The organism is Synechococcus sp. CBW1002 (assembly GCF_015840915.1).
In the GTDB taxonomy this organism is placed as follows: domain Bacteria; phylum Cyanobacteriota; class Cyanobacteriia; order PCC-6307; family Cyanobiaceae; genus CBW1002.
This window is the reverse complement of record NZ_CP060398.1, coordinates 593,143-610,524: the sequence shown is the minus strand read 5'-3', so window position 1 is coordinate 610,524 and position 17,382 is coordinate 593,143. Positions and strand designations below refer to the sequence as shown.

Sequence of the window (17,382 nt, the reverse complement as noted above, 5' to 3'; positions counted from 1 at the left end):
CCGACGACGGGCCGAGGGAGCAAGCCAGAGAGGATGGCATCTTTCCGCCTGCCCCGCCGCCGGGTCGGCTTTCGCCATGCGCTGGCTCAGCCACGTCCGCCTGCCCCAGGCTTCCCCCTGCCGCCATGGCCACAACCGCTCCTGGCGGATCGGCATCGATGAGGCGGGTCAGATCGCTGTGGTGGAGCCGATCCCGGCCGGCAGCGCCGCCGCCGGTGAGGCCTGGGGGGGCGACTGGCTCAGCCCGGCCGGGGTGGATGTGCAGATCAACGGTGGCCTCGGCCTCGCCTTCCCGGAACTCACCCCGGCGGATCTGCCGACCTTGCTGCAGTTGCTGGAGCGGCTCTGGACGGATGGGGTGGAGGCGATCTGCCCCACCCTGGTGACCTGTGGTGTGGGTCCCCTGCGCCAGGCCCTGGCGGTGTTGGACCAGGCCCGCCAGCAGCACCAGCCCGGGCGCTGCCGGCTGCTGGGCGCCCACCTGGAAGGCCCGTTCCTGGCGCCGCAACGGCGTGGTGCCCACCCAGCTCAGCACCTCTGCCCGCCCAGCCTGGAGGCCCTGCAGGAGCGCATCGGCGGCCATGAGGACGCCATCGATCTGGTGACCCTGGCCCCGGAGCTTGCCGGCGCCGAGGCCGTGATCGACGCCCTGCGGGCCCGGGGGATCGTGGTGAGCCTCGGCCATAGCGGCGCCGATGAGGCGGCAGCGCAGCACGCCTATGGGGCCGGCGTGACCATGGTGACCCACACCTTCAATGCCATGGACGGTCTGCAGCACCGCAGCCCCGGACCGGTGGCGGCGGCGATCCTGGCGGGCACTGTGGCCCTGGGCCTGATCGCCGACGGGGTGCATGTGGCTCCCTCGATGGCGGTGCTGCTGCAGCGGCTGGCGCCGGATCGGCTGGTGCTGGTGAGTGACGCCCTGGCGCCCTACGGACTGGGGGAAGGCGCTCACCGCTGGGATGAGCGGCTGCTGCTCGTGGAAGAAGGCTCCTGCCGCCTGGAGGACGGCACCCTGGCTGGCGTCACCCTGCCCCTGCTGGAGGGGGTGCGGCGGCTCGCCAGCTGGAGCGGCCGGCCGGAGCAGGCGATCGCCGCGGCCACGGTGTCGCCGCGGCGGGTGCTCGGCGACGAACGCTCCGTGGAAACGATGCTGGTGGGCACCCCGCTCGGCGAGGCGTTGCGTTGGCATCAGGACGGCACGGGTCTGGCCTGGCGACGCGCTGCCTAAGATCCGCGCCACGATTCCCAGCGACGAATTCCAGCCCCATGCCCACGAAAGAAGCCGAGAAAGCCGTGGTGGAGGCCTATTTCAACAGCACCGGCTTCGAGCGCTGGAATCGCATCTACAGCGACAGCTCGGAGGTGAACCGGGTCCAGCGCAACATCCGCATCGGCCACCAGAAAACCGTCGATCAGGTGCTGGCCTGGCTGCAGGAGCAGGGCGATCTGGCCAACCGCAGCTTCTGCGATGCCGGCTGTGGCGTGGGCAGCCTCAGCCTGCCCCTGGCCCAGCTGGGGGCAGGATCGATCGCCGCCAGCGATCTGTCCGCCGCCATGGTGGAGGAAGCCGGCCGCCGGGCCGCCTCTGCCGGAATCTCCAGCGAGCAGCTGCGTTTCACGGCCTCTGATCTCGAGAGCCTCGAGGGCCATTACGACACGGTGATCTGCCTGGATGTGTTCATCCATTACCCCCAGGCGGCCGCTGAGGAGATGGTGCGCCATCTGGCCGGCATGGCGGAGAAGCGCCTGATCGTGAGCTTTGCCCCCTACACCCCCCTGCTGGCGCTGCTCAAGGGGATCGGCCAGCTGTTCCCCGGCCCCAGCAAGACCACCCGCGCCTACACCCTGCGGGAAGAGGGGATCGTCAAGGCGGCGATGGCCTGCGGCTTCCAGCCGATCCGCCGCAGCCTCAACAAGGCCCCCTTCTACTTCTCGCGGCTGATCGAATTCGAGAAGCGGGGCTGAGGTTCCAGGCCGCAGTCCTGGTGGCCTGAACCCTCAGCCTGCCAGGGGCTCCAAGAGCAGCGCCTGGCTGTCACTCAGCGCGATCGCATCGCCAGCCAGGTCGACTGCGGTGAGCTCCAGGCCCGGTGAGGCGAGCAGCAGCTGCCAGCCACCGCAGTGGCTCGGGAAGAGTTCCTGCAGACGGACCTCCATGGTCTCGCCGCCCATGTGGGCCACGAGGGCCACCCCATGCCGGGATGGATCCCTCGTGATCGGTGGCTCCCAGCGCAGCCCATAGAAGATGGTGGTGGATGGGATGGCCAGCAGATTGAGCCGCTCTGCCGGAGCGAGGTTGTCGCCCAGCCAGGGCCGGGCCTGGCGGAAGCGTCGCAGCGAGAGATTGAAGTCGGCCTGGGTGGGCTGCAGCCGATCGGCGTGCAACCAGACATTGCAGGCCTCGTGCACGTCTTCCATGAACTGGCGGGCGAATGATTTCAGCCAGAACACATCGATGCCGGCGGTCTCCACCGGCACGGCCCGCGCGCAGTGTTCGGCCATCCGTTCAAGGTCGTAATCGGTGTCCGTGATGGTCTCGACCAGCAGGGCGAGAAACCGCCGGAGCTGCCCCAGCTCAGCGAACCCCAGCTGTTTGATGCGGGGAAACAGTGCTGCCTCTGCAAACAACTCCGGCGTCACTTGCCAATCGAGGAATCCCGGCGCTTCCTCTGCCACCACCTTCACGGCATAGCGGTCGTCGGTGTTGCGAAAGAAGCCCCAGGGGGCGCGCATCAGACAGTGGATGAAATCCATCGGCAGCCCCGGCGCAAAGCCATAGGTGAGTGCCGCGATCGCCGGGTTGTCGTAGGCATTGTTGAGCACCTGCTGAAGATTGCTGCCCAGGTGGTGATTGATCGGCTCGTTCAGATCCACCTGGGTGCCGCGCCGCAGGGTGTCGTGGTTGCCGCAACCGGTGATCCAGTGGGAGCCGAACTGCATCTTCTCGCAGACGCGGTGCCATTTGTGCGCCCAGAAACCCTTCAGGGCCGGAGTGTTGTGGGCGAAGATCAGCGGTCCCCACTGGTAGGAATCCGGGCGCAGCTCCACCAGGTCTCGGTAGGTGGAGATCTCTTCCCAGCCCTCCGCCGGCCAGGGTCGACCATCCTCATAGATCACAAAGGGACGCCACTGATCGCCGCCGATCTCCTGAACGAGATCGCCCATCGCCAGCAGATAGGGATCGTCGTACTCGACCCGGCCGCTGATCGGGTTGAAGAACTTGAAATCCTGGCCGCCGTCGATTCGGATGCCGTCGGCGCCGGTGTTCACCTTGCGGCGCTGCATCTCCAGCAGGATCGCCCGTACCACGGGATTCTGATGATTCACATCCTGGCCGTACATGTTCGGCCCCTTGAGGAAACGGCCATTCAGCAGGTCGATCGCCTGATTGTCGGCATGGCCATACACCAGGTCGTAGATCAACCGGATCGGCCCGGTGGGGAAGGTATGCAACGTGGCGATGAAATCCACCAGCTCATCCGGCCGCAGGGTTTCCAGCAGGGCGGGGTTGGTGGCCGCTCCAGCGAAGATCACCACGTCGTAGCCCCAGTTCTGGAGATCGGGGCGACGCAGCTGCACCCGCACGGTTGCGGATTCACTGACGATGCCTTCGGTTTCCGGATCCAGCCTCTCTTCATCGCCGTCCCGCAGGCTGAAGAAGCCGTCCTCATGGGGCCTCCCTCCCCGGTATTCCACCGTGGGTTCAGTCGGCAGCAGCTGCACGGCGTCGTAGCCGAGGAAATTGGTTTCCGCCGGGGAGAGGTTCTCCCCACGGCTGAGCTTGCGGCCCAGCTCCCGGAACAGGGTCGTCAGCCCCGAGAGGTAGCCATTCGGGGATGCCGTTTTGACATGCAGCTGGAGAATGTTCCGCGGCGCTGGAACAACGGTAGGATTTTCCTTCTGTGTCTCGAAATAGGCCAGATCCGCCCGCGTGCGCTGCAGTGACTCCAGGTCGTAGAGCTCGGCTGGGGCATAGACGCCGTAGGGGAAGGAGGTGCCGAGGCAGTCGCCCACGATGCACACGGCGTTGGTTTCCGGGCTGAGATAGCGGAGCCAGTAGAGGGAGCCGATTATCTCGCGGTTGCCCTGCTGCAGGCCACGCAGCACCCCCCAGTGGTAATCGCCCTGCTTCTCGAGCTGCACGTAGTCGCGGCGGAAGCGCACCTCCTGGTCGGCCAACGCCGGATCAATCGCCTGGCGGGGTGTGAACACCTCCAGCACGATGTTCTTCGGCTGAATCACACCGGTGGACAGCTCCGGCGTCCAGAAGCCGATCTCCGTCAGCCCATCGGCTCGTCCACGGGCCCCGAGGCGGGTGGCGAGCAGGCGTGCCTTTTCGAAGGTGGTGGCATCGCTGGACTCGATGGCCTCGGCCCAGGTGAGCAGCTCCGCAGTGGCGCCGGCCACCAGCTCGATGGACGCAGGTGGGGTGGCGGGCATCGATCTGTTGCTGTTGGTGGCGGACGGCTCTCCGAACGTCGGGTGCAAGGGAGCTGTGCCCCACCGTTGCACGCCTGCGGAGCGGCGTCAGCCGGGTCCATAGGCGATCTGGCACACGGCATTGAGCAACTGGGCCTGATCTGCCGTGCTGGGGGGCTGGCCCTGCAACAGGCCCTGGTCGCAATCCGCCTGGCCATAGGAATAGCTGCCGCCGCTGATGGCATAGGCGAAGCTGGCGCCCTTCGGCGGCACGGCCTGCACCGAGGCGTAGTCGAGCTGAATCGAGGTCTGGGGCACCACGATCACGGTGTTGTGCTCCTCCACCGCCGCGTCCACCAGATCGGTGACGGCCGACGCAGTGGCCAGGCTGGCGACTCCCCAGGCGGCCGACCGCGCTCCCCACCAGCCCCAGCCCGCCGGGTTGACGCGGTACCAGCCGGCAGTCCATGGCCTGGCCTGCCAGTAGCGGCCGCCCTGCCAGGCGGGATTCCAGGTGCCCACCCCAGGCCTCCGCACCACCCCGGCACCGGGCGCACCCCAGCCGGCGCCGGGCCGCACGCCCCGCCCCGAAGCCGGTCCTCCCACGCCTCCGCGGTTGTACAGGCCGGGTCCGGCCTCTCCAAAACCGGCACCAGGCCGCACCCCGGCACCGGAGGCCGGTCCGCCGACTCCGCCGCCCCGCATGGGCCTGGCCGTGGCCTGCGGTGCCGACAGCAGCAGGGGCAGCAACAGCAGGGGCGTCAGCAGCAGAGGGTTGAGCAGCAGGCCCTGGGGCCGGCTCCCCCAGCGGGATCGGGATGGATGGGCCATGGAGGTGTACGGGGACTCCCCCTTGCTAGCCAGGGACTGATGCAAAGGATTGGCTTTCGGCCTTTCGGAGCGAGTCCCCTGCGGTCATGGGCTCCGTTGCGTACGCAAGGACTGCCGGCAACGGCGACTCCAGCTCCAGGCAGCCACCCCCGGGCAGGGGCAGGCTGAGCCGGTGGGCATGGAGGTGATAGCCGCCGGCGCCGGGCAGCACCGCCGGATGGGCGGTCCCGCCCGGCTGGTAGAGCGGATCGCCGAGCAGGGGGGCACCGAGCGCGGCGGTGTGGATGCGGATCTGGTGGGGGCGGCCCGTGGTGATGGCCACGGCCACCAGGCAGGCGCCGCAGCGGCGTTGCAGCAGCGTCAGGCGGCTCTCGGCGGCCAGGGCAGCGGGGTCTTCGGCCGTCTCGGCGGCACACCAGATCGTTCCCAGCAAGGGATGGGGACGCCGACCGATCGGGGTGGTGATGGTGAGGCTCTCCCCCGGGGCCAGCCCCGCCAGATCCGGCGGCAGCGGAGTCGTGAGCGCGCGGTAGATCTTGCTGCAGCTGCGCTGTCCGTGCTGGCCGGTGCCTGACCGCTGGCTGCTGCTGCTGTCGCGCAGCAGGGCGCTGAGCCAGGCGCGGCTGGCGGGGCGGCGGGCACAGACCAGCAGGCCGGAGGTGGAGCGGCCCAGGCGATGCACGGGGCGGGGCACCCCAGCGGGATCACCGCCATGGCGCCGCTCCAGCAGCCGCAGCAGGGTGTGCTCCGAGAAGCCACCGGCGGGCAGCACCGGCAGCCCGCTGGGCTTGTCGATCACGCAGAGGTCGCCGTCGTCGAACAGAACGTTCCACGACCCCGGCACGGCCTGCTCCTTCCAGGGGGGCCGATGCCAGTCCAGCCGATCCCCGGCTGCGAGAGGCCCATCGGCCCGGAGCTGGTGGCCGTTCCGCCACAGCTCACCGGCGGCGAGCCGCTGGCGCCACAGTGCCGCCCCCGAATGGGTGAAGCGGGACGCCAAGTAAGACAACACGCCTGCGGGGTTGGCCGTCGGTACCCCAGCCACTGAATCTGGGCTGGAGAGGGTGTCCAACTGGCGCAGATCAGCGGCCCTGATCCGCTCGCGATACACGTGACCCTGGTTGAGGCTCTCCGGCAGCCAGTCCGGAGGCGGAGCTTCCTCCAGCGGAGCTGCCTCGCCCGGAGGGGCCCCGGAGCTCACTCCACCAGGCCGTGCTCGAGGGCGTAGCGCACCAGCTCGGTGCGGCTGGAGGTGCCGGTCTTGGTGAACAGCCGGCTCACGTACTTCTCCACGTTGCGGATCGAGGTTTCCAGCCGCCGGGCGATCTCCTTGTTCATCAGCCCCTCCGCCACCAGCTGCAGCACGCTCGCCTCGCGGGGCGTGAATTCCAGCCGCACCGCCGCCGGCGGCTTCTTGCTGCCGCTGCTGGAGAGCAGGGAGCGGATCTCGGTGATCTGCTTGGCCATCTGGCCGATGTCCGCATCGGCAAAGCGGGCCGCCTCGGCCAGCAGCCGTTCCTGACGTCGCACTGCGTTGTGGACGCGGGCCACCAGCTCGTCGGGATCGAAGGGCTTGGGGATGTAGTCGTCGGCGCCGGCATTGAAGCCGGCGATGCGATCGGCGGTCATCCCCTTGGCGGTGAGGAAGATCACCGGGGTGCCCCCCAGGCGCTCATCGCCCCGCAGCCGCTGCAGCAGCCCGTAGCCATCGAGGCGGGGCATCATTACGTCGCTGATGATCACATCAGGCAGCAGCTCCTGGGCCAGGGTCCAGCCCTCCTCGCCGTCGTTGGCGGTGGTCACCACGAAGCCCTCGTCCTCGAGATAGGCCTTCACGGCGGTGCGCAGACCGGGTTCATCGTCCACAAGCAGCAGCCGGGCCGGTGCCTGCGGAGCCGGCTCGGCGGCCTCGGCTGAAGCGGCTCCGGCGGATCCGGCCGCTGCGGAGCTGGCACCAGCGGGGCTGGTTGCGGCCGCATGGGGATCGGCGGGTCGGGAGCCGGTGGGGTCGGGGGTCATGACGATCAATCTATCGACGGCTTCCCGGCAGCACCTGGCGGCGCTCCTGCAGGTGGCCGGGATAGCCCAGCTGGCGGGCCACCGCCCCCAGGGTGGCCGGATCCTTGCCGGCCTGCTCCGGGAAGCAGGTGGCCCACCAGATCAGGTGATGGAGCCGGTTGCCGGGGGTGATCTGGCCGCCGGGGTTGAGCTCGAGCACGATCAGGTTGCGGCCGTCGCTGGTGATCCGCATCGGCGTGGCGGGGTTGCAGCGGATCGACTCGGTGCGCACCTTGATGTCGTCGGGAAGCTCCTCCCACACCTTGATCCGCCAGAGCCCGGGCTCGGCTGGATCGGCCGTGGCGCCATAGACGCCGGTGGCCTGTTTGCCGCCCCGCACCTGCCGTTCCTCCAGAAGAATCAGATCCTTGGGCCTCGCCTTCGAGGGGATCAAGTTCAGGCCCTGGGCCGAGGCTGGCGCAGCCAGAACCCAGCAGGCGAGCAGCCCCGCCATGGTTGTCAGCCCGCGGGTCAGCAGCCCACCGGCCAGCCTGGGTGTCGCGGTTGCCCGTGCAGTTGTCAGCATGAATCCATGCTGGCCTACCTCGACCACCACGCCACCACCCCCTGCGATCCGGCCGTGGTCGCCGCCATGGCGCCCTGGTGGAGTGAGGCTTTCGCCAACCCCGCCAGCCGCCTCTACCGGCCGGCCCTGCAGGCGGCGGCGGCGGTGGAGCAGGCCCGCGGCCGCATCGGCAGGGCCCTTGGCGTGGCCCCGGAAACGGTGTGTTTCACCAGCGGCGCCACCGAGGCCAACAACCTGGCCCTCAAGGGTGTGGTGGAAGCGGCGTCGGAGCGCGGTCTCTCCCGCCGGCGGATCGTGAGCCTGGTGAGCGAACACCGGGCGGTGCGGGATCCCCTCGCCCATCTGCAACGCCACGGTGTGCCGCTGACGCTGTTGCCGGTGCAGCCCGATGGGCTGCTCGATCTGAACCGGCTGGAGGAGGCCCTCACCCCGGACGTGCTGCTGCTCTCGGTGATGGCCGCCAACAACGAGATCGGCGTGCTGCAGCCCCTGGCGGCGATCGGCCGACTCTGCCGCGATCGGGGCGTGCTGTTTCACTGCGATGCCGCCCAGGCGGTGGGCCAGATTCCGCTCGCCGCCGAGGAGCTCGGCATCGACCTGCTCAGTCTCAGCGGCCACAAGCTGTATGGGCCCAAGGGGGTGGGGGCGCTGCTGGTGCGCCCCGGCGTGCCCCTGGCGGCGCAGCAGCACGGCGGCGGGCAGGAGGGGGGGCTGCGGGCCGGCACCCTGCCGGTGCCGCTGATCGTGGGGCTGGGGGTGGCGGTGGAGCAGGCCCTGGCCGACCGGGAGGCGCGGGCCCTGCGGCTGGCGCCCCTGCGCGACCGGCTGCAGCAGGCGCTCGAGAACCTCGGGGGGGTGACCCTGAACGGGTCCGCCACGGCCCGCCTGCCCCACAGCCTCAATGTGAGCGTGGCAGGCCTGGACGGCACCCGACTGCATCAGCGGCTGCGCCGCCAGATCGCGGTGAGCAGTGGCTCGGCCTGCAGCCAGGGCAGTCCTTCCCACGTGCTGGCGGCCCTGGGGCGCAGCCGCGCCGAGGCCGCCGCCTCGATCCGCTTCGGGCTGGGGCGCGGCACCACCGAGGCCGACATCAGCACGGCGATCACGGCCGTGCGTGAGGCCGTCAACCAGCTCCGCTCGGGCCCCACAGGGTGGTGAGCAGCACGAAGCCCACCACCCCTACAACGGCCAGCAGGGCCTGGGCCACCCGGCTCACCAGCATCCCGCTCACCACCGCCAGCCCCACCAGCAGGCAGCGCCGTAACCGCAGCAGCGGGGTGGGCGCCAGCGAGGCCGGAGCGCTGACCAGCTCCCCCACACTCGCCCCCAGCAGGGGTCCCACCAGTGCCCCGAGCAGAGGTCCACCGAAGGGCAGGGCGGGCAGCAGGCCCAGCAACCCCACCAGCAGCCCGATGCCGGCACCGAGATAGGCCCAGCGCGTGGCCTGCAGCCGCGCCGGACCCAGCACCAGCCCGAGCGCCTCGGCCCCCCAGCCGAGCAGCAACAGCACCACGGCCAGCGCCAGCGGCGGCCAGCCCACGCTCCAGCCCACCGCCAGGGGCCAGAGCAGCGCCCCCAGGGGCAGCAGCACCAGACCGGGCAGCAACGGCAGCAGGGTGCCGGGCAGGGCCGCCAGCTGAATCAGGAATGCCAGCCACCAGAGCAGGTCGGTGCGTGCCGTGGCGCTCAGCGCCGGCAGGGCGATCGCGGCCAGGGCCATCAACCCTCCTCCAGAACCCGCCGCCGGGCCACCCGGAACTTGGCGGAGCGGCTGCGGGGATTGGCCTCCTGCTCCGCTGCGCTGGCGACCAGGGGCTTGCGGGTGATCCGCTCCAGCCGTTCATCGGCGAGGAAGGCGGTCTTGACCCGCCGGTCTTCGAGCGAATGGAAACTGATCACACCCAGCAGTCCGCCGGGCAGCAGCCAGTCGGGGGCGCGCTGCAGCAGGCGATCCAGCACGGCGAGTTCGTTGTTCACGGCGATGCGCAGGGCCTGGAAGCTGCGGGTGGCGGGATGGATGCGGCCGCGCCGCGCCTTGGGCGGGTAGCAGCCGGCGATTGCGTAGGCCAGGGCGGCTGTACCCCTACCCTCCGCTCCTGTGGGATCACTCCAGGGGCGCAGCTCCACCAGTTTGCGGGCGATGCGGCGCGATAGCCGCTCTTCGCCATAGGCATACAGCAGATCGGCCAGCTCGGTTTCCGAGAGCCGATCGAGCAGCGCGGCGGCCGGCTCGCCGGCAGCGGGATTCATTCGCATGTCGATCGGGCCATCGACGCGGAAGCTGAACCCTCGTTCCGCCACGTCCAGCTGGGGGCTGCTCACCCCCAGGTCGGCCAGCACCAGGGCGGCGGGCTCGGGGGGCAGGAAATCGGCGAAGTTCGTGGCCACGATCCGCACCCGATCGCCGTAGGGGTCCAGGCGCTGGGCGGCGGCGGCGCGGGCGGTGGGGTCCTGGTCGAGACCGATGAGGCGCAGGCCGGGATGGGCCTCCAGCAGCAGGGCGCTGTGGCCGCCGCCGCCAAGGGTGCAGTCGATCAGCAGGCCGCCCTGCGGGCCCGCCGCCGCGGGGGGGAGCACCGCGAAGCTGGCGAGCACCGCTTCCGCCAGCACCGGCACGTGATCGAAGGCCTGTGCCAGAAGAGGCCATGCAGCGGGCTCTCCCTTCCTAAGATCCCGCCATTCGATCCGCAGCCCACGGCCCCATGACGCAGCTGGAGACGCGCACGGAGCCGATGGTGGTCAACTTCGGGCCCCATCACCCCTCCATGCATGGGGTGCTGCGGCTGGTCGTGACCCTCGATGGCGAAGACGTGGTGGACTGCGAGCCGGTGATCGGCTACCTCCATCGCGGCATGGAGAAGATCGCCGAGAACCGCACGAACGTGATGTTCGTGCCCTACGTAAGCCGCATGGACTATGCGGCCGGCATGTTCTACGAGGCGATCGTGGTGAATGCGCCCGAGCGTCTGGCCAACGTGCCGGTGCCGAAGCGGGCCAGCTACATCCGCGTGCTGATGCTGGAACTCAACCGCATCGCCAACCACCTGCTCTGGCTCGGCCCCTTCCTGGCGGACGTGGGCGCCCAGACGCCGTTCTTCTACATCTTCCGCGAACGGGAGATGATCTACGACCTCTGGGAAGCGGCCACCGGCCAGCGGCTGATCAACAACAACTATTTCCGCATCGGCGGTGTGGCTGCCGACCTGCCCTGGGGCTGGCTGGAGAAGTGCCTCGATTTCTGCGATTGGTTCGGCCCCAAGATCGATGAATACGAGAAGCTGATCACCAACAACCCCATCTTCCGCCGCCGCATCGAGGGGCTCGGCACCATCGAGCGGGAGCAGGCGATCAACTGGAGCCTTTCGGGCCCGATGCTGCGGGCCTCCGGCGTGCCCTGGGACCTGCGCAAGGTCGATCACTACGAGTGCTACGACGACTTCGACTGGAGCGTGGCCTGGGCCAGCGAAGGTGATTGCTACGCCCGGTACCGGGTGCGGGTGGAGGAGATGCGCCAGTCGCTGAAGATCCTGCGCCAGGCCTGCCAGATGATCCCCGGCGGCCCCACCGAGAACCTGGAAGCCCGGCGCATGGCCGAGGGCAAGAAGAGCGAGTGGTATGGCTTCGATTACCAGTACGTGGCCAAGAAAGTGGCTCCCACCTTCAAGATTCCTTCGGGCGAGCTGTATACACGCCTCGAATCCGGCAAAGGGGAAATCGGTGTGTTCATCCAGGGCAACGACGACGTCACCCCCTGGCGCTTCAAGATTCGCGCCGCCGATTCCAACAACCTCCAGATCCTGCCCCACCTGCTCAAGGGCAACAAGGTGGCCGACATCATGGCGATCCTTGGCTCGATCGACGTGATCATGGGCTCGGTGGACCGCTGAGCCGCGCAGCAACCCGACCTCGATCCACGCGCCAGCGCTGGCTCCAGCGGCTGCAGCAGTCTGGCTTCCTCCTGCCTGCTGCTCTCACCGGTTACCTGGGGCTCAAGGGTTGGCTGGGCCATGGCCTCCTGCCCGGCTGGTCGTGTCCGTTGCGGGCGCTCACCGGTATTCCCTGCCCCACCTGTTTCCTCACCCGGGCTGTCTGCTCCAGCCTCCAGGGCCAGATCCGTGAGGCGATGGACTGGCATGCCTTCGGACCTGCGGCGGCCGTGGCTCTGCTGGTCTGGTCGGTGGCGTCGATCCGCAGCCGGCGGCTGGTGCCACCCCAGCTGAAAGGGAGCCATCTGGTGGTGATCAGTGTGGCGCTGGTTCTCTATTGGGGGGTGCGCATGACCCTGCAGTACGGACTGGGGCTGCCGGCCTTCCCGACGGGCTGAGGGTTCCGCAGCAGGACAGGCCAGGAGTGACCAGATTCAGATCAAACGACAGGATTCAGATCAGAAGGACGACAAGATCAGAAGACAAGATTCAGATCAGAAGGCAAGATCTGATCAGCAGATCAGAGGCCCAGCAGAGCGGCCTTGATCGGAGCCGGGATCAGGAGATCACGCCCTGGTGATACGCGGAGTTCTGGATGTAGAAGTTTCCCACCGGTATCGCCACCAGCGCCGCCAGGCCGCAGGTGCAGATCGACACCACCAGCACCACCGTTCCCACCAGCGCCTGCACCCCCACAAAGGCCATGCCATGGGGTGAGCGGAACACGGCCTGGAAGGAACTGGCAAAAGCGTCCAGCACCCCCTGATCGGTGGCGAAGATGCGGTTCACATACACCGGCGCCACCAGCAGCACCGCAAAGCCGGGCAGCAGGCAGAGCAACAGGCCGACGCAGGTGACCAGCGCGAAGAAGAGGCCCGCCAGCAGATAGCGCATCGGTCGATCCTGCAGGATCCGCAGGGCCTCGGACACGGTGATGGTGGTGCCCGTTTCGTAGTGCAGGGCCGGCACCGCCACCAGCAGTACCCCCACCAGGCTGGAGAGGATGGCAAAGGGCACCTGACCCAGCTGGCCGAGCAGCAAGGCCATCTGGGCAGCCGCGCCGGTGGGATCGAGGGCTCCCTGGGTGAGTGCCGCCGGATCAGCGCCGCCCAGGCTCACGCCCAGCAAGGCAAACACCAGGGACACCCCGCTGCCCACCGCCGTGATCGCCATGGTGATCAGCCAGATCACCAGCAGGGTGGGGAGATGGGCCACGAAGGCCTCCCAGGCCCGATTCAGGCTGGGCGGCTCGTAGGCGAACGCAGCGGCCACACCAGCGGGGCGAAGATGGCCGGAATGTAATGGGGCCACCAAAGCCGCACAAGGGAGACCCGGGGACAGGATCGATGGCATCGAGCCACTGGCTGCAGATCGAGCGCACCGTGCGCTTCGGCGACACCGATGCCGCCGGGGTGATGCACTTTCACCAGCTGCTGCGTTGGTGCCATGAGGCCTATGAGGAGAGCCTGGCGCGCTACGGCATCAGCGCCGAGGAGATCTTCCCGCGTCCTGGCCAGCCGCTCGCCGTGGGGTTGCCGATTGTGCATTGCAGCGCCGATTACCGCCACCCGCTGGTTTGCGGCGATCAGCTCAGGGTGTGGCTGCAACCGGAACGCCTCGATCCCGGCAGCTTCGAGGTGCGCTACAGCTTCCGCTGCGACGGCCACGACGTCGCCACTGGCCTGACGCGCCATGTGGCCATCACGGTGGAGACCCGAAGGCGCTGCCCTCTGCCGCTGGCGATCCAGCGCTGGTTGGAGGCCTCCAACCTCAGCGCTGCCGGCTGAGGCCCCATAGCAGGGCCGCGAGCTGGAGGGGGAGCAGGCTGGCCATCCAGGCCAGAGGGTGGAGCCCCTGATCTGGGATGGCGTTGAAGGCGGCGAGGCTGATCAGGCTGGCCAGCACCAACAGCAGCAGCGGCATTCGGCGCAGGGCCATGGGGAAGACGGTCGATGCCGGGGAGCCGGAACGCGGTGCTGAACCTTGTGAGACCCCGGGCGATGCAGGGTTGGCAAGGGGAAGACCCAACGGCATCAGAACCATTCCCGCTTGGCGTCGAGATAGGTGGCTTTGAACTCCTCAGGTGTTTTGGAGAGATAGATAATCCCTTCAACCAGGCCGATCACACCCATCACGAATCCGCCGAATCCGCACGTCACAACCGTGACAACGGCCATGATGATGCCGGCGTTCGTATAGCCCAGTACGAACTTGTGGATCCCAAAGGCACCCAGGAAGATCCCAAGCAGGCCGGCGGCGAGCTTTTTGTTGCTCACTTCCGGATCAACGCCGTTCATGTCTTGAGGGCCTGGGTCAAGGGTTTTGTAGCGAGGCGAGCCACTGCTGCCAACGCCCCCGTTGCCATTTGCCAGTAGCGGTGGGTGCCAGATCGGGGCAGAGCAACCAGCGGCGCGGCCGTTCAGCGGCCCGCCAGCCGGCCGTGAGTGCCGGCAGCGCCTGCTGCAGCGACTCCCAGTCGTCAGGCGAGTGACCGCGCACCAGCGCCACCAGCCGCTGCCCCCAGGGGGGCTCCTCCACGCCGAGCAGCAACACCTCCTGCAGGGGCAGCGCTGCGGCCAGCTGCCGCAGCCGCTCCTCCAGCTGCTCGGGAAACACGGTCTCACCGCCGCTGCTGATGGCGCCATCCAGACGGCCCTGGATGTGCAGGCCCAGGGGTGTCAGCACCCCACCATCCCCACTGGTCCACCAGCCGTCCGGGGTGCGGGGCAGCGGCTGCAGCAAGCCCTGCGCCAGCCAGCCGGGACTGAGCCGTGCGGTGCGCAGCTGCACGGCGCCGGTCTGGGGCTCCAGCCGCAGTTCCACATCCTCGAGTGGGAAGCCGCAACCAGGCTGGGCCGGATCGCCGGCCAGAAACTGCTGCGGCGCCAAGGCGCAGACCATGGCGGCGGTTTCCGTGGCGCCGTAGCAGGGGGCCAGCGGCAGCTCCCAGTGCCGGGCCCTGCGGGCCAGGTCCTGCGGCAGGGCCGCACCACCCACCCAGATCACGGCACAGCCACGCAGCCAGGCCACGGCAGTCGGATGCTCCAGCAGCCGCGCCAGCTGGGTGGGCACCAGCGAGAGCAGCACCGGCCGATCGCCAGGGTGCGGCAGGGCGTCTGCCAGGTGCTGGGGCTGGCGCAGCAGGGTCGCTGGCAGCCACCGGTGGCTCTCCGCCCAGGGATGCGGCCGCGTCCGCTGCTGCGCCCACTGCTGAGCCCGCAGCAGCGGCAGCAGACCGCTGACGTGATGCAGCGGCAGGGGGTTGAGGTGCAGACAACGGGCCGGATCGATCCCCAGTTGCTCCAGCCAGTGCGCCGTGGCCGCAGCCGAGGCCTGAAGGTGGGCCAGGGGCTGCAGGCAGCAGCGGCGCCCGCCGCTGCTGCCGCCGCTGCCCACCAGCACGCCGGCGCCGACCGGCAACTGGGCGCCGATCAACTCGCTCTGCAGCTGCTGCGCCTCGGCGGGATCGGTCAGGGCCACCAGGCGCTGCTCCTGCCAGGCACGTTCGAGCGTCGCGATCAATTCCGCCGGGTCGCCAGCCTCGCCGCTTTGCAACAAGAGCGGTTCGGCGCCCGCGTGCAACTCCGGATCCTTCATCGAGCCGCCGCCTCCCACACCTCCACAGGGTCCAGGCTGCCGAGCCCCGTGCCTGGCAGCCAGCCCGGTGCCAGGCCTGGGGCGGGGGCGTCGCCCTGGTGAGCCTGCAGGGCCGCCAGATGGTTCAGCCAGCGCTGGCCGATGCCGGTCTCGAAGGCGGTGCTGAGCACCAGCCGCGGCAATGGCCCGCCCCCCCTCCCTGCCAGTGCCGCCAGCAGGGGGCGCGGGTCCCCCTCCTGCGAGGGGCGCCGCACCTGCCAGCCGGGCCAGCGTTGGCGCAGCTCCGGCCTGTGCTGCAGGGATTCATCCAGGGCCACCGGCAGCAGTCGGGCCAGGGCCTCATGGCCCTCCAGGTCGAAGGGTTCGAGCGGCTGCTCCAGCCATTCGAGCCTCGGCTCCTCCGCCAGCCGCTCTGCCCAGGCCGTTGCGGTGGCGCGGCTCCAGCCGCCATTGGCATCAAGTCGCAGCCGGGCGCCGGCAGGCAGCCGCTCCAGAAGCTGTTCCAGCACCTGCCGTTCCAGTGGATCGGGGTTGGCGGCCACCTTCCACTTGCAGCTCGGCCGGACCGCCCTGTTGGCCCCGTCTGCGTTCAGGTGGAGCTCAAGGGCAGCCAGGGCTTCCTCTCCGGCCGGAAGCAGCCGGGCGGCGGGCGGCGGCGGCAGCCAGATGGGGCCGATCAGCCCGTCCAGCTCCGCCAGGGCGGCACCGATCGCGAACGCCAGCACCTCTGGCAGGCCGGGCAGCAGGGCCTCGAGGGCGACACGCGTCATGGTGGCGTCTGGTCCAGGCGTGCAACGGGCGATCGCAACCGCCAGAGCCGCCGTTTCGCCTTGCAGGGCCGCCGCCTCGCCCCAACCCAAGGCGGTGTGATCGGGCGACTCCAGTCGCAACAGCCAGCCCTGCTTCTGGCGCAGCCAGCCCTGGGAGGTGCGCAGGAGCTGGGGCAATGAAAGACGGAACGGGCGCCACTGCAGCCGCAGCGCCACGGCCGCTCCTGATCCAGGGCTGTAGCTCAATGCCCGGCCCGCGCCAGCCAGGGCCCCAGCGCCAGGCCCAGGGCCAGCCCCAGGCCGTTGAGGGCCTGGAAGCGGAGGGCCAGGAACTTGCTGCCACTGATGCGCTCGGGCACATGATGGTGCTCGCGCAGCAGGCGGATCAGGGCCCGGGCCGGCGGCAGACCGATCGCACCGAGCAGGGCCGTGAGGGGCCACCAGCCGAGCAGAACCGGTGCCCACTCCCAGGCCAGGGTGGCCGCCACAAACCAGGGCACCAGGGTCGCCGCCCGATCGCTGCCGAGCTGCACCACCGGTGAGCGCTTGCCATGGGTGGCGTCTTCCTCCACCTGATGGAAGTGGGAACAGAACAGCACCAGGGTGGTGGCCAGGGCCGGACCTCCCCCCAGCACCAGGGCATCGGCCCAGGGGATCGTGACTCCCGCCGCCCCACCGGCCTCGGCGACCGGCGCCAGTGCCAGCAGGGCCGCCGCCGTGGCGCAGGGGCCGAAGGTCAGCCAGCAGAGCGGCTCCCCCAGACCCCGGTAGCCAAGGCGGAAGGGCGGCCCCTGGTAGAGGTAACCCAGTCCGCAGCAGGCCAGCACCAGCAGCAGCACCGCCGTGGAACTGCGCAGGGCCACCACGGCCATCACCAACAGACCCAGCACCAGGGCCCCGTTGGCCAGGGCCGCCACCCGGTCGCGCCGGCCGGTGAGGGCCACCACTGAGTGGGGCTTGCCCTGGGTATCGACGCCGGTCTCGTCATCGAAGACGTCGTTGGCCAGGTTCTCCCAGGCCAGCAGCAGCACGGCCGCCAGCAGGAACAGCAGCAGTTGATCGAGCCGCATCGGCAGGCCGCGACCCAGCCGCCAGCCGGCGGCGATCAGGGCCGGCATCACCGCCACGGCATACATGGGCCACTTGATCGCCGCCTTCCAGAGGCGGCGCCGATCCAGCGGTGGCCCTTGCCGTGGCGCCTCGGCGGCGTGAAGGCTTGCGACGACCTGGGGCTCGGACATGGATGCCGGCA

Annotated in this window: 19 protein-coding genes; 6 read left to right on the top strand and 13 right to left on the bottom strand. The window is 69.4% G+C overall.

What is annotated here, in order from left to right; all coding sequences use genetic code 11:
- The first annotated feature begins 76 nt into the window (after positions 1-76).
- Together H8F24_RS02890 and bchM are read left to right on the top strand one after the other, a co-directional pair.
- Entirely contained in the window at positions 77-1,231 is a 1,155-nt protein-coding gene (locus tag H8F24_RS02890) for an amidohydrolase family protein (protein WP_197170874.1), read from the top strand.
- 38 nt (positions 1,232-1,269) lie between these two features.
- The gene (gene bchM / locus H8F24_RS02885) at positions 1,270-1,968 is read left to right on the top strand and encodes a magnesium protoporphyrin IX methyltransferase (RefSeq protein WP_197170872.1); all 699 of its coding nucleotides are present in this window, start codon (positions 1,270-1,272) and stop codon (positions 1,966-1,968) included.
- Between the two features lie 33 nt (positions 1,969-2,001).
- Here bchM and gghA read toward each other — a convergent pair whose 3' ends face one another.
- From gghA to H8F24_RS02860, 5 genes are all read right to left on the bottom strand, one after another.
- Positions 2,002-4,443 carry a glucosylglycerol hydrolase gene (gene gghA / locus H8F24_RS02880; RefSeq protein ID WP_197170871.1) on the bottom strand — a complete coding sequence of 814 codons (2,442 nt, stop codon included), beginning with the start codon at positions 4,441-4,443 and terminating at the stop codon, positions 2,002-2,004.
- An 87-nt stretch (positions 4,444-4,530) separates the two neighbouring features.
- Entirely contained in the window at positions 4,531-5,253 is a 723-nt protein-coding gene (locus H8F24_RS02875) for a hypothetical protein (RefSeq protein ID WP_197170869.1), read from the bottom strand.
- Between the two features lie 25 nt (positions 5,254-5,278).
- Positions 5,279-6,454, bottom strand: a complete 1,176-nt coding sequence (locus tag H8F24_RS02870; RefSeq protein WP_231598056.1) for an RluA family pseudouridine synthase — start codon at positions 6,452-6,454, stop codon at positions 5,279-5,281.
- Positions 6,451-7,272, bottom strand: a complete 822-nt coding sequence (locus tag H8F24_RS02865) for a response regulator transcription factor (protein WP_231598055.1) — start codon at positions 7,270-7,272, stop codon at positions 6,451-6,453. The genes H8F24_RS02870 and H8F24_RS02865 overlap by 4 nt, the downstream gene beginning before the upstream one ends.
- Before the next feature lie 10 nt (positions 7,273-7,282).
- On the bottom strand, positions 7,283-7,765 hold the full coding sequence (locus H8F24_RS02860; RefSeq protein WP_197158531.1) for a hypothetical protein: 483 nt from the start codon (positions 7,763-7,765) through the stop codon (positions 7,283-7,285).
- 78 nt (positions 7,766-7,843) lie between these two features.
- Between H8F24_RS02860 and H8F24_RS02855 the strand changes: the two genes are divergently transcribed.
- Positions 7,844-8,995, top strand: a complete 1,152-nt coding sequence (locus H8F24_RS02855) for a cysteine desulfurase family protein (RefSeq protein WP_197170867.1) — start codon at positions 7,844-7,846, stop codon at positions 8,993-8,995.
- Here the strand turns inward: H8F24_RS02855 and H8F24_RS02850 are convergent.
- Together H8F24_RS02850 and rsmH are read right to left on the bottom strand one after the other, a co-directional pair.
- A complete protein-coding gene (locus H8F24_RS02850) occupies positions 8,961-9,557 on the bottom strand; it encodes a DUF456 family protein (RefSeq protein WP_197158533.1) in 597 nt (198 codons plus the stop codon). The two genes, H8F24_RS02855 and H8F24_RS02850, sit on opposite strands and share 35 nt — an antisense overlap.
- On the bottom strand, positions 9,557-10,474 hold the full coding sequence (gene rsmH / locus H8F24_RS02845) for a 16S rRNA (cytosine(1402)-N(4))-methyltransferase RsmH (protein ID WP_197171957.1): 918 nt from the start codon (positions 10,472-10,474) through the stop codon (positions 9,557-9,559). The genes H8F24_RS02850 and rsmH overlap by 1 nt, the downstream gene beginning before the upstream one ends.
- 65 nt (positions 10,475-10,539) lie before the next feature.
- On the opposite strand from rsmH, the gene H8F24_RS02840 reads away from it, so the two are divergent.
- Both H8F24_RS02840 and H8F24_RS02835 read left to right on the top strand, forming a co-directional pair.
- A complete protein-coding gene (locus tag H8F24_RS02840; RefSeq protein ID WP_197158534.1) occupies positions 10,540-11,724 on the top strand; it encodes an NAD(P)H-quinone oxidoreductase subunit H in 1,185 nt (394 codons plus the stop codon).
- Between the two features lie 149 nt (positions 11,725-11,873).
- Positions 11,874-12,161 (top strand): DUF2752 domain-containing protein, encoded by a 288-nt coding sequence (locus H8F24_RS02835; RefSeq protein ID WP_231598054.1) that lies wholly within the window; start codon positions 11,874-11,876, stop codon positions 12,159-12,161.
- Positions 12,162-12,321: 160 nt separating this feature from the next.
- Here the strand turns inward: H8F24_RS02835 and H8F24_RS02830 are convergent, their stop codons facing one another.
- Positions 12,322-13,035, bottom strand: a complete 714-nt coding sequence (locus H8F24_RS02830; RefSeq protein WP_197158535.1) for a hypothetical protein — start codon at positions 13,033-13,035, stop codon at positions 12,322-12,324.
- Between the two features lie 74 nt (positions 13,036-13,109).
- On the opposite strand from H8F24_RS02830, the gene H8F24_RS02825 reads away from it, so the two are divergent.
- Positions 13,110-13,550, top strand: coding sequence for a thioesterase family protein (locus tag H8F24_RS02825; protein WP_197158536.1), 441 nt, complete (start codon positions 13,110-13,112; stop codon positions 13,548-13,550).
- Here H8F24_RS02825 and H8F24_RS02820 read toward each other — a convergent pair.
- From H8F24_RS02820 to menA, 5 genes are all read right to left on the bottom strand, one after another.
- Complete coding sequence (locus H8F24_RS02820) at positions 13,534-13,701, bottom strand: hypothetical protein (protein ID WP_197158537.1); 168 nt, start codon at positions 13,699-13,701, stop codon at positions 13,534-13,536. The two genes, H8F24_RS02825 and H8F24_RS02820, sit on opposite strands and share 17 nt — an antisense overlap.
- 95 nt (positions 13,702-13,796) lie before the next feature.
- On the bottom strand, positions 13,797-14,060 hold the full coding sequence (locus H8F24_RS02815) for a TM2 domain-containing protein (protein ID WP_197158538.1): 264 nt from the start codon (positions 14,058-14,060) through the stop codon (positions 13,797-13,799).
- Between the two features lie 16 nt (positions 14,061-14,076).
- On the bottom strand, positions 14,077-15,378 hold the full coding sequence (locus tag H8F24_RS02810; RefSeq protein ID WP_231598053.1) for an AMP-binding protein: 1,302 nt from the start codon (positions 15,376-15,378) through the stop codon (positions 14,077-14,079).
- On the bottom strand, positions 15,357-16,346 hold the full coding sequence (locus H8F24_RS02805) for an o-succinylbenzoate synthase (protein WP_197170863.1): 990 nt from the start codon (positions 16,344-16,346) through the stop codon (positions 15,357-15,359). Before H8F24_RS02805 ends, H8F24_RS02810 begins: the two co-directional genes overlap by 22 nt.
- Positions 16,347-16,372: 26 nt before the next feature.
- Complete coding sequence (menA, locus tag H8F24_RS02800; RefSeq protein WP_197170862.1) at positions 16,373-17,371, bottom strand: 2-carboxy-1,4-naphthoquinone phytyltransferase; 999 nt, start codon at positions 17,369-17,371, stop codon at positions 16,373-16,375.
- Between the last annotated feature and the right edge of the window lie 11 nt (positions 17,372-17,382).

Excerpts from the sequence above, each read along its gene's own strand:
- H8F24_RS02875 (WP_197170869.1), bottom strand. The coding sequence starts at position 5,253 with ATGGCCCATCCATCCCGATCCCGCTGGGGGAGCCGGCCCCAGGGCCTG.
- menA (WP_197170862.1), bottom strand. The coding sequence starts at position 17,371 with ATGTCCGAGCCCCAGGTCGTCGCAAGCCTTCACGCCGCCGAGGCGCCA.
- H8F24_RS02840 (WP_197158534.1), top strand. The coding sequence starts at position 10,540 with ATGACGCAGCTGGAGACGCGCACGGAGCCGATGGTGGTCAACTTCGGG.
- H8F24_RS02815 (WP_197158538.1), bottom strand. The coding sequence starts at position 14,060 with ATGAACGGCGTTGATCCGGAAGTGAGCAACAAAAAGCTCGCCGCCGGC.
- H8F24_RS02850 (WP_197158533.1), bottom strand. The coding sequence starts at position 9,557 with ATGGCCCTGGCCGCGATCGCCCTGCCGGCGCTGAGCGCCACGGCACGC.
- bchM (WP_197170872.1), top strand. The coding sequence starts at position 1,270 with ATGCCCACGAAAGAAGCCGAGAAAGCCGTGGTGGAGGCCTATTTCAAC.
- H8F24_RS02860 (WP_197158531.1), bottom strand. The coding sequence starts at position 7,765 with ATGGCGGGGCTGCTCGCCTGCTGGGTTCTGGCTGCGCCAGCCTCGGCC.
- H8F24_RS02820 (WP_197158537.1), bottom strand. The coding sequence starts at position 13,701 with ATGGCCCTGCGCCGAATGCCGCTGCTGCTGTTGGTGCTGGCCAGCCTG.
- H8F24_RS02890 (WP_197170874.1), top strand. The coding sequence starts at position 77 with ATGCGCTGGCTCAGCCACGTCCGCCTGCCCCAGGCTTCCCCCTGCCGC.
- gghA (WP_197170871.1), bottom strand. The coding sequence starts at position 4,443 with ATGCCCGCCACCCCACCTGCGTCCATCGAGCTGGTGGCCGGCGCCACT.
- H8F24_RS02825 (WP_197158536.1), top strand. The coding sequence starts at position 13,110 with ATGGCATCGAGCCACTGGCTGCAGATCGAGCGCACCGTGCGCTTCGGC.
- H8F24_RS02855 (WP_197170867.1), top strand. The coding sequence starts at position 7,844 with ATGCTGGCCTACCTCGACCACCACGCCACCACCCCCTGCGATCCGGCC.
- H8F24_RS02865 (WP_231598055.1), bottom strand. The coding sequence starts at position 7,272 with ATGACCCCCGACCCCACCGGCTCCCGACCCGCCGATCCCCATGCGGCC.